This is a genomic window from Gallaecimonas sp. GXIMD4217, assembly GCF_038087665.1.
Taxonomy (GTDB): Bacteria; Pseudomonadota; Gammaproteobacteria; order Enterobacterales; family Gallaecimonadaceae; genus Gallaecimonas.
The window spans coordinates 3,241,682-3,257,372 of the sequence record NZ_CP149925.1 but is presented as its reverse complement, the minus strand read 5'-3'; the positions used below and the strand labels follow the sequence as shown (position 1 = coordinate 3,257,372).

The following is a 15,691-nucleotide window of genomic DNA, read 5'->3' as shown; positions in this document are numbered from 1 at the left end:
ATAATAGCCCCATGACAAGAGCCCCCGGGGTCAAAGTGCGTCGCCTGCTCCTGCGCTGCTTCACCTTCCTCTGCTGCCTGGCCGTCCTGCCCCTGGCGGCCGACCCCATGCCGGTTGCCGCCTACATGCAGCCCAGGGTGCTGGGGGTCAACCAGGGCCTGTCCCAGAATTCCATCACCGCCATCCTCAAGGACAGCCGTGGCCTGATGTGGTTCGCCACCCAGGGCGGCCTGAACCGCTACGACGGCGAGCGCCTGAGCGTCTACCTGTCCCGGCCCGACCAGCCCTATTCCCTGCCCCGCGACTTCGTCACCGCCCTGGCCGAGGACGACGCCAGCCTCTGGGTGGGCACGGTCCAGGGCGAGCTGGCCCGCATGGACAGGGCCGCCGAGGTCTTCCAGCGCTTTGAATTCCCCGGGCTCTGGGGCAAGGAGACGGTCCGCCAGCTGGGTTTCGACGGCAGCCGGCTGTGGATCGGCAACGACCTGGGACTGTGGGCCTGGGATAGGGTCGCGGCGCCCCGCCTGGTGCTCAAGGGCCGGGTGCGGGATCTCAAGCTGGCCGACGGCGCCCCCCTGGTGCTGCTGGCATCGGGTGAGCTGTGGCGGCTGGGCCGGGACCAGCGGCAGCTGCTGTTGACCCAGCCGGCGGCAAGGCGCATCGCCCTGTCCGAGGCCGGGATCTGGCTGGCGGCCGAGGACAGCCTGTGGCTGCTTGCCGACGGCCAGTCGCGGCTGGTGAGCCGCTGGTCCGTCACCGGGCGAGAACAACTCCTGGCCCTGGCGACACTGCCGTCCGGCGGCGTGCTGATCGGCCTCTATGGCCGCGGCATACTGCACTGGCAGGGGCCGGAGCGGTTGCAGGAGCTGGGCGGCAATCACCTGGGTGACCAGATGAAGACGGTGCGCCGCCTCCATGTGGACGACCAGGGCCTGCTCTGGGTCGGCACCGGCACCGGCGGCGTGGTGCTGCTGGATCCCAACCGGCGCCCGGTCCGCTCCCTGGTGGACGATCGGGTGTCCCTGGACGACGGCAGCCACAACAACATCCGCAGCCTGGTCAAGGTGGACGGCGAGCTCTGGCTGGGCACCCATGGCCGTGGCCTGCGGGTGCTGGCCAGCGACGGCCGCTACCGGGATCTGGGGCCGACCCTGGCACCCCTGCTGGGCCAGGACCCCGACGACTATTTCATCGTCGGCCTGGCCCAGCTCAGGGACAGCCGGGGCCGGCACTGGCTGGGCACCGACCAGGGCTTGCTGCGGCTGGAGGCGGACGGGCGCTGGCGGGATCTGGGCGCCGGCCTGCCCAGCCAGGTGATCTGGTCGTTGCTGGAGGACGGCCAGGGCCGGATCTGGGCCGGTACCGCCTCCGGCCTGGCCCTGTACCGGGATGGCCGCTTCGAAGCCCTGGCGCCGAAGCGTGATCAGGGGGTGCGGGTCTTCGCCCTGGCCGAGCAATCGGGTGGGCTCTGGATCGGCCGGGCCGACGGCCTGTGCCGCCTGGATCTGGCCAGCCTGGCCCAGAGCTGCGAGCCAAAGGACAGCCTCAGCGACAGCACAGTCCGTTCGCTGTGGCCGGCCGAAGACGGCAGCCTCTGGGTGGGTACCCAGACCGGCCTCAACCATCGCAGTGTCGACGGCCAGTGGCGCCGCTGGCTGCGCCAGAGCGGCCTGCCCGACGACACCATCTACGCCGTGCTGCCGGGCCGGCCCGGGCAGCTGTGGCTGTCCACCAACAGGGGCCTGGCCATCTTCGACATCCAGGAGGAGCGCTTCCAGCACCAGGGCGGGACCAACCTCACCAGCCTGGAGTTCAACGGCGGCGCCTACTGGCGGGATGACGACGGCATCCTCTACTTTGGCGGCACCCGCGGCCTGGCGGAGGTGCAGCCGGCCCTGCCGGTGCGGCAGCAGCAGGCGGAACCGCTGCGGCTGCTGGGCTACGAGGTGGACGGCAAGGCCAGGCCCTTCATGCCGGGCCAGCAGCGGCTGGTGCTGGGCCCGGATGCGCTGCGGCTGACGGTGCGCTTCGCTTTGATGGACTACCTGGAGCCGAGCCTCCACCAGTACCAGTACCGGCTGCGCGGCGCCCTGCCCGGCTGGCAGGAGCTGGCCGGCCGCCGCCAGCTGGATTTCACCCGGCTGCCACCTGGCCATTACCGGCTGGAGATCCGCGGCAAGGCCGGGCCGGATCAGGCCGAGTTCAGCAGTAGGAGCCTGGCCATCAAGGTGCTGCCGCCCTGGTACCGGCACCCCATGATGCTGGTGCTTTACCTGCTGAGCGCCATGGTGGCGCTGCTGTGGCTGTGGTGGCTCTGGCACCGCCGTGTCAGCGCCGAGGAGCGGATCCAGAAGCGCATCGCCGACAACGAGGAACGCATGCGCCTGGCCCTGGTGGCCTCCGGCCACGGCGTCTGGGACTGGGACTGGCGCAACCACGCCGTGGTGCGCAGTGGCCTGGAATTCCTGGGCTATGCCAGCGATGCCATAGAGCCCACCCCCCAGGGCTTGTCCGAGCTGATCCACCCCGACGACAGGCAGAGGGTGGCCGCGGCCGTGGCCGAGCACCTCAAGGGCCAGCAGGACCGCTACGAGGCCAACTACCGGCTCAAGACCGCCGACGGCCGCTATGCCTGGATCCAGGACAGGGGCCAGGTGGTGGAGCGGGACGGCGCCGGCCGGGTGCTGCGGCTGGTGGGGATCCACAAGGACATCAGCGCCGAGCGGGAGAGCGCCCGCCGCCTGGCCCTGTCGGATCTGGTCACCAACGCCATGTCCGAGGCGGTGCTGGTCACAGACCAGCACCTGCGCATCGTCAGCGCCAACCCGGCCATGGAGGCCCTGCTTGGCCTTGCCGAGGCCGAGCTGCAGGGCCGCAGGCCCTGGACCTGGCTGCGGACCGGCTCCCGCCACCATGACTTCAGCCAGCTCCACGAGCAGCTCGGGGCCGACCAGGCCTGGGCGGGCGAGCTGTGGATCCGCGATGCCCGTGGCCGCGAGCGGCTCACCGAGGCGGAGATCCACTGGGTGCGCGAGGCCGAGTCCGGCACCGGCAACCTGGTGGTGCTGCTGGCGGACATCACCGAGCGCAAGGCCGCCGAGCAGGAGCTGCGCTTCCTGGCCAACTACGATCCCCTCACCCAGCTGCCCAACCGGGCCCTGTTCCGGGACCGGCTGATCCACGCCATGAGCCGGGCCAGGCGCAACAACCAGCAGGTGGCGCTGCTGTTCCTGGATCTGGACAGGTTCAAGACCGTCAACGACTCCCTTGGCCACCAGCAGGGTGACCTGCTGCTGCAGGCCGTGGCCAAGCGGCTGCTGGGGGCGGTGCGCGATTCGGATACGGTGGCGCGCCTGGGCGGCGACGAATTTACCCTGATCCTGGAAGACGTGCCGGACGTGAAGGTGGTGACCATGGTGGCCGAGAAGGTGATGGCGGCCCTGTCCGACGAGATCAAGCTCCAGGGCCATGTGGTGTCGGTGACCCCCTCCATCGGCATCAGCCTCTTCCCCCGGGACAGCCGGGACGCCGACACCCTGGTGCGCTACGCCGACACCGCCATGTACCACGCCAAGGCCAAGGGCCGGGACAACTTCCAGTATTACGAGGCGGCCATGAACGCCGCCGTGCAGCGGCGCCTGAAGATGGAGAGCAGGCTGCGCCAGGCCATAGAGCGGGACCGGCTGCAGCTGGTCTACCAGCCCAGGATGAGCCTGGGCAGCGGGCAGGTGGTGGCCGTGGAGGCCTTGTGCCGCTGGCAGGACCCTGAGCTGGGCCAGGTGCCGCCGGCGGATTTCATTCCCCTGGCCGAGGAGACCGGCCTGATCGGCCCCCTGGGCGACTGGGTGCTGAAGACGGCCCTGGCCCAGCAGGCCGACTGGCTCAAGGCCGGCCTGTCGCCCCTGGCCATGGCGGTGAACCTGTCCGCCCGGCAGTTCCAGGAGAGCGATCTGGTGGACAAGGTCCGCCACTGGGTCGCCGAGCTGGGCGCCGATTTCGGCCTGCTGGAGCTGGAGATCACCGAGACCATGCTGCTCCAGGATCCGGACCAGGCCAGGCTGAAGATGAGCGCCCTGCGCAAGCTGGGCATCCGCCTGGCCCTGGACGACTTCGGCACCGGCTACTCGGCCCTGTCCTACCTGACCCGGATGCGCTTCGACATCCTCAAGGTGGATCGCAGTTTCGTGGCCCGCCTGCCCGGCGCCGCCGACTCTGCGGCGGTGATCCGCGCCATCCTGGCCCTGGCCCACGACCTGAACATGCACGTGGTGGCGGAAGGGGTGGAGGAGCCGGAACAGCACCGCTTCCTGCGCGGCCTGGGCTGCGACGAAGGCCAGGGTTATTTCTACGCCAAGCCCATGAACGGCAACGATCTTTTAACCTGGATCAAAAACCGCTGAATGGGGCAACATCTGGTCGAAGCTCGACCGCCAAAACTGGTACAATCCGCGCGCCCGAAATAAACCCGTCACGAGTTTGTCATGTCCGTGCTGCTGCTGGTACTGGTGATCCTGGGGTTCGTCTCCATCGTCATCGAGGACTTGGTCCATATCGACAAGGCCAAGACCACCCTCTTCTTCGGCTCCCTGGTCTGGGTGCTCTACTTCATGGCGCCGCCCACCGGCGTTGAACACCACCATATCCTCGAGTCCCTCAACGAGAACCTGCTGGATATCGCCACCCTCTGGCTGTTCCTGATGGCGGCCATGACCTTCGTGGCCTACCTGAGCCACAAGGGCATCATCGACAGCCTGGTCAACCGGCTGCTGCCCAGCCACATGAGCGAGCGCAGGCTGATGATGCTCACCGGCGGCTTCGCCTTCGTGTTCTCGTCCCTGGCCGACAACATCACCTCCACCCTGGTCTGCATCACGGTGCTGTTGAGCCTGAACCTGCCGGTGAAGAAGCTGCTGCGCTACGTGGTGCTGGTGGTGTTCTCGGTCAATGCCGGCGGCGCGGCCCTGATCACCGGCGACGTCACCACCCTGATGATCTTCCTGGCCGGCAAGGTCCACATCACCGACCTGTTCCTGCTCTCCATTCCCTCGGCGCTGTCGGTGCTGGTGCTGGCGGTGCTGCTGGGCCGGCCCATGGACGGCGAAGTGGTGCTGGAGCGCAAGTGGACGGCGGTGTCCGGCTCCGACAAGGTCATCGCCCTGCTGTTCTTCCTGACCATCATCGGCACCATAGGCGCCAACGTCGCCTACCAGATCCCGCCTGTGCTGAGCTTCCTGTTCGGGCTGTCGCTGATGTTCATGGTGGTGCAGTTCCTCAACCGCGACGAGCCGATCCTCGACTACATCCGCCGCATCGAGTTCGACACCCTGCTGTTCTTCCTGGGGGTGCTGCTGCTGGTGGGCATGCTCAAGGAGCTGGGCATACTGGCCTACTTCCCGGCCCTGTACGAGCACCTGCCGACCCTGGGCGCCAACTACGTGGTGGGGCTGTTCTCGGCGCTGTTCGACAACGTGCCCCTGACCGCGGCCCTGCTCAAGTCCGGGGTGGAGATGAGCACCATGGAATGGCTGACCCTGACCTATGCCACCGGCGTCGGCGGCTCACTGCTGGCCATAGGCTCCGCCGCCGGGGTGGTGGCCATGAGCAAGGTCAGGGAGCTGACCTTCGGTTCCTACCTGCGCTACAGCGCCGCCCTGCTGGTGGCCTATTCGGTGGGCTTTGCCGGCGCCTACGGGGTCGGGCAGCTGGTCTGAACCATCAAAAAAGCCGGCGTCTGCCGGCTTTTTTTATCAGTTTTCCTGGCGCTGCTGGGCCTGTTCCAGGGCGTGCACCCTGTCCTCCAGGGAATCCAGCTTCTCGCGGGTCTTGAGCAGCACCCGGGTCTGGGTGTCGAATTCCTCGCGGCTGACCAGATCCAGCTTGCTGAGCTGGGCCTGCAGCACCTGCTTGACCTTGCTTTCCACCTCGTCGCCGAAGGCCCGCACGCCCGGGGGCAGGGCCTCGGTGATCTGCTTGGCCAGTTGTTCCAGTTTCTGGGCATTGAACATAGTCACCTCCTGTTGCCGTCATTGTAACCCAAGTGCCCGGGCGCGCCGCCCATAAAAAAGGGCCGCAGCAGGCGGCCCTTTTGGCGGCGTTCGGGCTCAGGCCCGGCTCGGCTCGGCGTCCAGATCCTCCTCGAACACCGGCAGCGGCTTGTGCTCCGAGGCCAGGAAGGAGTAGATCACCGGCAGCACGAACAGGGTGAAGACGGTGCCGACGGTGAGGCCGGAGACGATGACGATGCCGATGCTGAAGCGGCTGATGGCGCCGGCGCCCTCGGCCATCAGCAGCGGGATCAGGCCGGCCACCATGGCGGCCGTGGTCATCAGGATCGGCCGCAGGCGCACGCCGGCGGCGGCCACCACCGCCTCGGTGCGGCTCTTGCCGTGGTGCAGCTGCTGCTCCTTGGCCACCTCGCAGATCAGGATGCCGTGCTTGGTGATGAGGCCGATCAGGGTGATCAGGCCCACCTGGGCGTAGATGTTCAGGGTCGACAGGCCCCAGCCCAGGGCCACCAGGGCGCCGCAGATGGCCAGGGGTACAGACACCAGGATCACCAGGGGGTCGCGCAGGCTCTCGAACTGGGAGGCCAGCACCAGGAAGATCACCGCCAGGGCCAGCAGGAAGGTCACGAACAGGGCGTTGCCTTCGGTGATGTACTGGCGGGCCTCGCCCAGGAAGTCGTACTGGTAGCCCCGGGGCAGCTCGCTGCCCACGGACTCCAGGAAGGCGACGCCGTCACCCATGGCCACGCCCGGCGACAGCACGGCCCCTATGGTGGCCGAGTTGAGCTGGTTGAAGTGGCTCAGGGCCCGGGGCTGGCCCTTGACCTCCAGGGTCACCAGGCTGGACAGCGGGATCTGGCGGCCGTCGGCGGCGCGCACATAGTACTGGCCCAGGCTGTCCGGGTTGAGGCGATCCTCCCGCTTGACCTGGGGGATGACCTCGTAGGAGCGGCCGTCCAGGTCGATGCGGTTGACATAGCCGTCGCTGACGAAGGTGGACAGGGTGCGGCCTATGGCCTGCATGGTGATGCCGTAGGCGCCGGCCTTGTCCCTGTCCACCTGGATGTGCAGGTTGGCGGAATCGAAGGCCAGATCCAGCTCCGAGTACACGAACAGCGGGCTCTGGCGCACCTTGGTGAAGGCCTCGCTGGCCACCAGGAACAGGCTCTCGAAGTTCTGGGGGGTGGTGATCACCAGCTGCACCGGCAGGCCGCCGGAGGCGCCCGGCAGCTCCGGGAACTCGAAGGCGGAGACGGTGACGCCGGGCACGTCCTGCATCATGGCGTTGATCTTGTCCACCAGCTGCTTCTGGGATTCCTCGCGCTCGCTCCAGGGCACCAGGGAGGCGATGCCCAGGCCCTGGTTGGCGGACGGGAAGCCGGAGAAGGCCAGGGTCGACCAGATGGCGTCCAGCTCCTTGGCCTTGTCGTTGACGGTGCCCAGGTTGGCCTCGATGTAGTCCAGGTTGGCGTTGGCCGGGGCCTTGGCGAACATCATGAAGGCGCCCTTGTCCTCGCTGGGGGCCAGCTCCTGGGGGATGATCCTGAGCAGCAAGGGCAGTGACGCGAAGACGATGACGGCGAACACCACCACCACGGCGCGCTTTTCCATCAGGGCGCCCAGGCGCCGCTCGTAGCCGCTGTTGACGCGGCTCAGGAAGCGCTCCACCTAGGCCTCGAAACGGCCGGGGTTGCTGTGGGCCTTGAGCAGCTGGGCGCACATCATGGGCGACAAGGTCAGGGCCACGATGCCGGACACGAACACGGCGCCGGCCAGGGTCAGGGCGAACTCCTTGAACAGCGAGCCGGTGATGCCGCCCATCAGGGCGATGGGGGCGTACACCGCGGCCAGGGTCAGGGTCATGGTGATCACCGGCAGGGCGATCTCCCTGGTGCCGATGATGGCGGCCCTAAAGGGGTTTTCGCCCAGCTTGATGTGCCTGTCGACGTTCTCCACCACTACGATGGCGTCGTCCACCACCAGGCCGATGGCCAGCACCATGGCCAGCAAGGTCATCAGGTTCAGCGAGAAGCCGAACATCGACATCATCATGGCCACGCCCACCAGCGACAGCGGAATGGTGACGATGGGGATGATCACGGCGCGCAGGTTGCCCATGAACAGGGTGATCACCACCAGCACGATCAGCGCCGCCTCGCCGATGGTCTTGATCACCTCGTTGATGGATTCCTCGATGGCGCGGGTGGCGTCGTAGAGCACCGTCATCTTGATGGTGTCCGGCATGGCCTTTTCCAGGTCGGGCAGCATGGCGTGCACCGACTTGATCACCGTCAGGGGGTTGGCGGTGGGGGTGGCCTGCACGCCCAGCACCACGGCCTGCTGGCCGTTGGCCAGGGCCCGGGCCACGTCGTGGCTGCGCTCCAGGGTCACCTCGGCGATGTCGCGCACCCGCACCACCACGCCGTCACGGCTGGCCACCACCAGCTTCTCCAGGTCTTCCTTGGTCTTGACCTGGGTGTCGGCGACGCCGTTCATCAGGGTGTAGCGGCCCACCACCTGGCCGGGGGCGGCCTGGAAGTTGTTGGCGGACAGCACGTTCAGCACTTCCTCGGCGCTGAGGTCGTAGGCGGCCATCAGCTTGGGATCCAGCCAGATGCGCAGGGCGAATTTGACGCCGCCGTAGAGATCTATCTTGGCGACGCCGTCGGCGGTGAACAGCTGCGGCTGGATCACCCGCTCCAGGTAGTCGGTGATCTGGCTCGAGTTCAGCTCATCCGAGGAAAAGGAGATGTAGATCAGCGAGGTGCCGCCGGTGGTGGCGATGGCCACGGTGGGGTCCTCGGCCTCCTTGGGCAGCTGGGAGCGCACCGAGTTGACCTTGGCCATGATGTTGGCCAGGGCGTCGTTGGGATCGGTGTTGAGCTTCATGTAGGCGGTGATCACGCTCTGGCCCAGCATGGACTGGGAGGTCATGAAGTCGATGTTGTCGGCCTGGGCCACCGCCTGCTCCAGGGGCTGGGTGATGAAGCCCTGGATCAGCTCGGCGTCGGCACCGAAATAGCTGGTGGTGACCGACACCGAGGTGTTGGTCATCTCCGGGTACTCGCGCACCTGCATGCCCTTGAGGGCGTTGAGCCCCAGCAGGGCCAGCAGGAAGCTGATGGACAGCGCCAGCACCGGCCGGCGTATGAAGATGTCGGTGAATTTCATGGCGATGTTTCCTTACAGCTTGGGCAAGGGCTTGTCGCCGGCCAGGCTCGCGTCCTCGACCAGCTTGACCTGGGCGCCGTTATAGAGGCGCACCTGGCCCGAGGTCACCAGGGTCATGCCCGGGGCCAGGCCGTGGCTGATGCGGGCCACGTCGCCGCGGCGATCGGCCACTTCCACCGTGACCTGGCGGGCGGTCTTGACGCCTTCCTCGTTCTCTTCAACCAGGTAGACGGTCTGGCCGTAGAGGGTGAAGTTGATGGCGGTCTGGGGGATCACCACCTGGTCTGCCAGCCTGGGCAGGGACACCGCCACCTTGGCGAACATGCCCGAGCGCAGCTCACCGCTGTTGTTGGGGATGCTGGCCTGGACCTGAACCACGCCGCTCTCGGCGTTGACCACCGGCTCTATGGCGGTGATCTGGCCTTCGAAGCGCTTGTCCGGGTAGGCGTCCACCTGGATGGCCACGTCCTGGCCTTCTTCGATGCGGCTGAGGTCGTTCTGGGAGATGGTGAAGCGGATGCGCATCACCTGGTTGTCCTCCAGGCGCACCACGTCGGAGCCGTTCTGCAGGTACTGGCCCAGGAAGACGTCACGCAGGCCGACGATGCCGTCGAAGGGGGCGCGTATGGTGCGGCGGGCTATGGTGGCCTGCAGGGATTCGATCTCCGCCTGCAGGGCGCGGTAGGCGGCCTCGGCCTCGTCCAGCTGGCCCTTGGAGACGGACTTCTCCTTGTACAGGCGGCTCATGCGCTCGAACTGGCTCTTGGTGGCCGGCAGCTTGGCCTGGGCGGCCTTGAGGTTGGCCTCCTCCACCGAGGTGTCCAGGGCCACCAGCAGGTCGCCGGCCTGGACCGGCACGCCGGACTCGAAGCCCAGCTTGCGGATCACCCCGGCCGCCTCGGAGCGGACCATGACCCCCTGGCTGGGCTCGATGAAGCCGATGGCCTCGATCCTGGGCTGCCAGTCCTGGGCCCGGACCGGCTCGGCGGTGACCGGGAAGGTGGGCGCCGGCATGTTGGCGAAGTAGTCGGCGATCATCTTCTGTTTGAAGACGTTGAAGCCGAGAACGCCGCCGATCAGTACGACACTGATCAGCAGCATGACGATCCAGCGAATCATGGGGTTACTCCTTGAGATTGGCAAAGCGCTTGCCAGCTCGCCTCCATGGCGGCTTGCAGTTGTTGCTGTGAAAATTGGCAATGGCCGGTGCTCTGTTTATGGGACAGGGTGAGGCAGACCTCGATGCTGAGGGCGGACAACACCTCGTCGGGCAGATCCTTGAACAGGCCGCTTTGGCGGCCCTCCTCCAGGAAGGCCAGCCAGTCGGCAAAATATTCCTCTTCCAGCTGCCACATGCGGCTCTGGTTGTCCTCGCCGGGCAGGCGGTCGAACTGGTACTTGCACAGGATCAGGTCCGGCTGGCCCAGGTGCACCCGCCAGCACTGCCACCACCAGTGCCGGTAGCGGTCATAGAGGGAGGCCTCCCTGGGGTAGCCTTCCAGCAGGGCCTGGCTGATGCGGGCCACCAGCCTGGCATGCAGGGCCAGGATCAGATCGGTCTTGGAATCGAAGTAGCGGTAGATGGTGCCCGCCGCCACTCCGGCTTCCCTGGCCACCTGCTGCATGGACAGGCCGTGGAAGCCCTGCTGGGCCAGCAGATGGCCGGTCGCATCCAGGATCCGGGACTCTTTATCGGACATGGCTAATAAAATGAGTGAATGTTCATTCATTATAGTGATCGCTGCAAAAGTGAACACAGCGAAATCTGCAACAATGCGTTACAATGCGCGGCCCATTTTCCGGAGCCCTGCCCATGAAGCTGAACCCGAGACAAGACGAAGCCGTCCGTTATGTTTCCGGCCCCATGCTGGTGCTGGCCGGTGCCGGCTCCGGCAAGACCCGCGTCATCACCAACAAGATCGCCCACCTGGTGCAGCAGTGCGGCATGGCGGCGCGCCATATCGCCGCCGTCACCTTCACCAACAAGGCCGCCCGGGAGATGAAGGAGCGGGTGGCCCAGACCCTCGGCAAGCAGGAGGCCAGGGGTCTGACCGTGTCCACCTTCCATACCCTGGGCCTGACCATCCTCAAGCGCGAGGGCCGGCACCTGGGCATTCGCGACGGCTTCACCCTCATCGACGAGCAGGACATGCAGCAGGTGCTGCTGGAGCTGGGCGGCAAGGCCGTGGACGGCGACAAGGACATCCTCAACAAGCTGATCTGGCAGATAGGCGACTGGAAGAACGACCTGATCCAGCCGGCCCAGGCCAAGCAGCTGGCCCAGGGCAACGGCCCCTTGAGCGTCTTTGCCGAGCTCTACGACCGCTACTGGCAGTACCTGCGGGCCGTCAACGCCCTGGATTTCGACGACCTGATCCTGCTGCCGACCCTGCTGCTGCGGGACAACGAGGAGGTGCGGCTGAAGTGGCAGGGCCGCATCCGCTACCTGCTGGTGGACGAGTACCAGGACACCAACACCTCCCAGTACGAGCTGGTCAAGCTGCTGGTGGGCGAACGGGCCCGCTTCACCGTGGTGGGGGACGACGACCAGTCCATCTATTCCTGGCGCGGCGCCCGGCCCCAGAACCTGGTGCTGCTGAAGGAGGACTTCCCCCAGCTCAAGGTGGTCAAGCTGGAGCAGAACTACAGATCCACCGGCCGCATCCTCAAGGCCGCCAACATCCTGATCGCCAACAATCCCCATGTGTTCGAGAAGACGCTGTTCTCCGAGCTGGGCATGGGCGAGCGGCTCAAGGTGCTGGTGGCCAACAACGAGGACCACGAGGCCGAGCGGGTGGTGGCGGAGATCCTCTCCCACAAGTTCCTCAACAAGACCCGCTACAAGGACTACGCCATCCTCTACCGGGGCAACCACCAGTCGCGGCTGCTGGAGCGGGCCCTGATGCAGAACCGCATCCCCTACAAGATCTCCGGCGGCACCTCCTTCTTCTCCCGGGCCGAGATCAAGGACATCATGGCCTACCTGCGCCTGGTGGTGAACCCGGACGACGACACCGCCTTCCTGCGGGTGGTCAACACCCCCAGGCGGGAGATAGGCCCCGCCACCCTGGAGAAGCTGGGCAGCTACGCCAACCTGCGCAACAGCAGCCTGTTCGCGGCCAGCTTCGAGCTGGGCCTGGAGCAGCACCTGAGCGGCCGCGGCCTGGCGGCGGTGCAGCAGTTCACCCGCTGGCTCACCGACATCCAGGAGCAGGCCAAGCGCGGCGAGCCGGTGGAGGCGGTGCGGGATCTCATTCGCGGCATCAACTACGAGGACTGGCTCTACGAAACCTCCCCCAGCCCCAAGGCGGCGGAGATGCGCATGAAGAACGTCTCCGAGCTGTTCGGCTGGATAACCGGCATGCTCAATGGCGACGACCTGGACCAGCCCATGACCCTGCCCGAGGTGGTGCAGCGCCTGACCCTGAGGGACATGATGGAGCGCCAGTCAGAGGAGGGCGAGGCGGACCAGGTGCAGCTGATGACCCTGCACGCCTCCAAGGGCCTGGAGTTCCCCTACGTGTACCTGGTGGGTATGGAGGAAGGCCTGCTGCCACACCAGTCCAGTATCGACGAGGACAACATCGAGGAGGAGCGGCGCCTGGCCTATGTGGGCATCACCCGGGCCCAGCAGGAGCTGACCTTCGTGCTGGTGCGCGAGCGGCGCCAGTTCGGCGAGATGATAAGGCCCACCCCGTCCCGCTTCCTGGACGAGCTGCCCCAGGACGACCTGGTCTGGGAGAACAAGGCCACCCCCCAGAGTCCCCAGGAGCGCCAGCAGAAGGGCAAGGCCGCCATCGCCAACATCCGGGCCATGTTCAATAACGGCTAAGGCGGCCAAGGCGCTGCCCATGGCCAATATCAGGGCCATGTTTAATAACTGAGCCTGCCCCGGAATGAAAAAGCCGCCCTTAAGGCGGCTTTTTGCTGCTCAGGCGCAGAGCATCATCTCCGCCTGGCTGAGCCGCAGCGGCTGGCAGAGGTGGTTGCCCTGGCCGAAGTGGAAGCCCAGGGCGCGCAGGTAGTCCTGCTGTTCGGCGCTTTCGATGCCGTGGGCGATGATGGGGGTGCCCAGGTGCTTGGACATGGCCAGCACCGACTGCAGCAGGGTGTCGCCCTGCTGGCGGTCGGTGAGCTGGCGGATGAAAGCGGGGCTGAGCTTGAGGGCGCTGAACTGGTACTTCATCAGCAGCGACAGCGAGGCCGAGCCGGTGCCGAAGCTGTCCAGGATCAGCCCCACCTGCAGCTCGCTCAGCTCCGCCAGGGCCTTTTCCACGGCCTGGTTGGCGGCGATCAGGGTGCTCTCGCGCACCTCCAGCTGCAGCTGCTGGGGCCGCAGCTCGTGCTGGTCCAGCAGGGCCCTGAGCCAGTCGACGAAACCCTCTGTGGCCAGGGTGCGGGCGGACAGGTTGACGCTGATGTAGACGGGCTGGCTGGCCCGCTGGTGGCTCCAGACCCCCAGCTGGCGGCAGGCATGGCCGAGCATGAGCCTGTCGATGTCGACGATGAGGCCGCTCTCCTCGGCCACGTCCAGGAAGATCTCCGGGGTCAGGTTGCCGCCGCCGGCACGCTCCCACCTGGCCAGGGATTCGAAGCCGTACAGGCACTGGTGGCGCAGGGAGAACACCGGCTGGAACATGGGGAAGATCTGCTCCTGGGCGATGGCCTGGCGCAGGGCGTTCTGCAGGCTGAACCTGCTGACCAGGCTCTTGCGCATGTCGTCGTCGAACACCACCAGCTGGCCACGGCCCTTGGCCTTGGCCTGGTACATGGCGGTATCGGCATCGCGCAGCACGTCGGCGGCGTCCTGGTAGCGGTGGTGGCAGTGGGCCAGGCCGATGCTGCAGCCGGAGAACAGGGGCTTGCCGTTGATCTCGAAGGGCTGCTGCATGATCTGGCTGATGCGGCCGGTCACCACCTCGGCGTCGTGGTCGTGCTGCATGCAATCGAGCAGGATCACGAACTCGTCGCCGCCCAGCCGGGCCAGCATGTCGGTTTCGCGGATGCAGCTGGCCAGGCGCTCGCTGACCTGCTTGAGCAGTTCGTCCCCCACCAGGTGGCCCAGGGAGTCGTTGATCAGCTTGAACTTGTCCAGGTCGATGAAGGCGACCGCATAGCGGCGGTTGGGATAGCGCCTGAGCTGCTTGAGCACCCTGTCCAGCTGGGAGGTGAAGTAGGCTCTGTTGGCCAGGCCGGTGAGGCTGTCATGCAGGGCGTCGTGGCGGTGGCGATTGGCCAGGGCCTGCTTGGCCTCGATCTGGTGGCGCAGCTCTTCGTTGGCCCTTTCCAGCTCCAGGGTGCGCTGGCGGACCTTGGCCTTGAGATCCTTCCTGGCCTGCTCCAGGGCCTGGTGGGCGCGGCGCCGGGCCAGGGCGGCGGAGACATGGCGGCAGATGAACTGCAGCAGCTCGATGTCGTCCTGGCGGTAGCGATGGCTGTCGTCATAGCACTGCACCACCAGGGCGCCGACCACGGTGTCGTCTATGACCAGGGGGCAGCCCAGCCACTGCTTGGCCTCCCGGCCCGAGGGACAGAGTTCGCCCTGGCGGATCAGGTGGCGCCGGCATTTTGAGTTGAGCAGCAGCGGCTTGCGCTGGCGCATCACGTATTCGGTGAGGCCCTTGCCTGGGGGCCGGGGCAGGGGGCAGTAGCCGGTTTCGTCCACGAAGTAGGGAAAGGTCAGGGTCTGCCGGTCCTGGCTGAGCATGGCCACGTAGAAGTTGTCGGCGTCCAGCAGCCGGCCGATCTCCTGGTGCACCTGGCCCAGGAAGTCGGCCATGTCGTCCGTGCTGTTGGCCAGCTCGGAGAGGCGGAACATCACCGACTGTATGGTTTCGGCCCGCTGCCGTTCTTCTATCTCCTGGCGCAGCTGGCTGTTGGCCCTGGTCAGGGCCAGGGTCCGCTCCTGGATCTGCTGTTCCAGCAGCTCCCTGGCCCGCATCCGTTCCAGGGCCGACACCACATGCCGGGCCACAAAGCCCAGCAGCGCCTTGTCGGCCTCCGAATAGCGGGTATCGGCGTCATAGCTCTGCACCACCATGGCGCCTATGACCTGCTCCTGTCGCTTGAGGGGAATGCCCAGCCAGTCGATGGAATCGGCGCCGATATCCTCCACTTGGCCCTGCTCCACCAGAGCCCGGAACTTTTCCGGGTCCAGCAGCAGGGGATCACCGGTGCGCAGCAGGTAGCCGGTCAGGCCCCGGTGCAGCAGCTCGGAGGAAATGTCGCTTGGGCTGGTGTCGTCGTGTTCGTCAACGAGATAGACCAGCTCGATGCTGTCGTCGGGGCTGTGGTAGAGGGCGATATAGAAATTCTTGGCGGGCAGCAGCGAGGCGACGATACGGTGCAGCACAGGGAAGAAGGAGACCTGATCCGGGCTGTCCGAACTCAGTTCGGTTATGCGATACAGGGCATCGAGCAGAAGATCCTTGCTCCCGATTTGCCCTGTCTGGTTGCTCTTCTCATCCATGGGTACCAAGCGCACTGTTGTTATGGGCGGGCCAAAGCCATTCGAC

At 66.4% G+C, this 15,691-nt stretch carries 7 protein-coding genes and 1 pseudogene; 3 read left to right on the top strand and 5 right to left on the bottom strand.

Going from position 1 to position 15,691, the window contains the following annotated elements; all coding sequences use genetic code 11:
- The first annotated feature begins 11 nt into the window (after positions 1-11).
- Positions 12-4,400: an EAL domain-containing protein gene (locus WDB71_RS15670; RefSeq protein WP_341502525.1), complete on the top strand. Its 4,389-nt coding sequence runs from the start codon at positions 12-14 to the stop codon at positions 4,398-4,400.
- A gap of 81 nt (positions 4,401-4,481) precedes the next feature.
- Complete coding sequence (gene nhaD / locus WDB71_RS15665) at positions 4,482-5,711, top strand: sodium:proton antiporter NhaD (protein ID WP_341502524.1); 1,230 nt, start codon at positions 4,482-4,484, stop codon at positions 5,709-5,711.
- Positions 5,712-5,747: 36 nt separating this feature from the next.
- On the opposite strand, the gene WDB71_RS15660 is transcribed toward nhaD, so the two are convergent.
- The 4 genes and pseudogenes from WDB71_RS15660 to WDB71_RS15645 form a co-directional block, all read right to left on the bottom strand.
- The gene (locus WDB71_RS15660; protein ID WP_341502523.1) at positions 5,748-6,005 is read right to left on the bottom strand and encodes an accessory factor UbiK family protein; all 258 of its coding nucleotides are present in this window, start codon (positions 6,003-6,005) and stop codon (positions 5,748-5,750) included.
- Positions 6,006-6,101: 96 nt separating this feature from the next.
- A pseudogene (locus WDB71_RS15655) lies at positions 6,102-9,176 on the bottom strand (multidrug efflux RND transporter permease subunit).
- A gap of 12 nt (positions 9,177-9,188) precedes the next feature.
- On the bottom strand, positions 9,189-10,295 hold the full coding sequence (locus tag WDB71_RS15650) for an efflux RND transporter periplasmic adaptor subunit (protein ID WP_341502522.1): 1,107 nt from the start codon (positions 10,293-10,295) through the stop codon (positions 9,189-9,191).
- Positions 10,292-10,876: a TetR/AcrR family transcriptional regulator gene (locus WDB71_RS15645; RefSeq protein ID WP_341502521.1), complete on the bottom strand. Its 585-nt coding sequence runs from the start codon at positions 10,874-10,876 to the stop codon at positions 10,292-10,294. Before WDB71_RS15645 ends, WDB71_RS15650 begins: the two co-directional genes overlap by 4 nt.
- Positions 10,877-10,989: 113 nt before the next feature.
- On the opposite strand from WDB71_RS15645, the gene rep reads away from it, so the two are divergent.
- Entirely contained in the window at positions 10,990-13,008 is a 2,019-nt protein-coding gene (gene rep / locus WDB71_RS15640; RefSeq protein ID WP_341502519.1) for a DNA helicase Rep, read from the top strand.
- 99 nt (positions 13,009-13,107) lie between these two features.
- On the opposite strand, the gene WDB71_RS15635 is transcribed toward rep, so the two are convergent.
- Positions 13,108-15,645: an EAL domain-containing protein gene (locus WDB71_RS15635; RefSeq protein ID WP_341502518.1), complete on the bottom strand. Its 2,538-nt coding sequence runs from the start codon at positions 15,643-15,645 to the stop codon at positions 13,108-13,110.
- Positions 15,646-15,691: the final 46 nt, after the last annotated feature.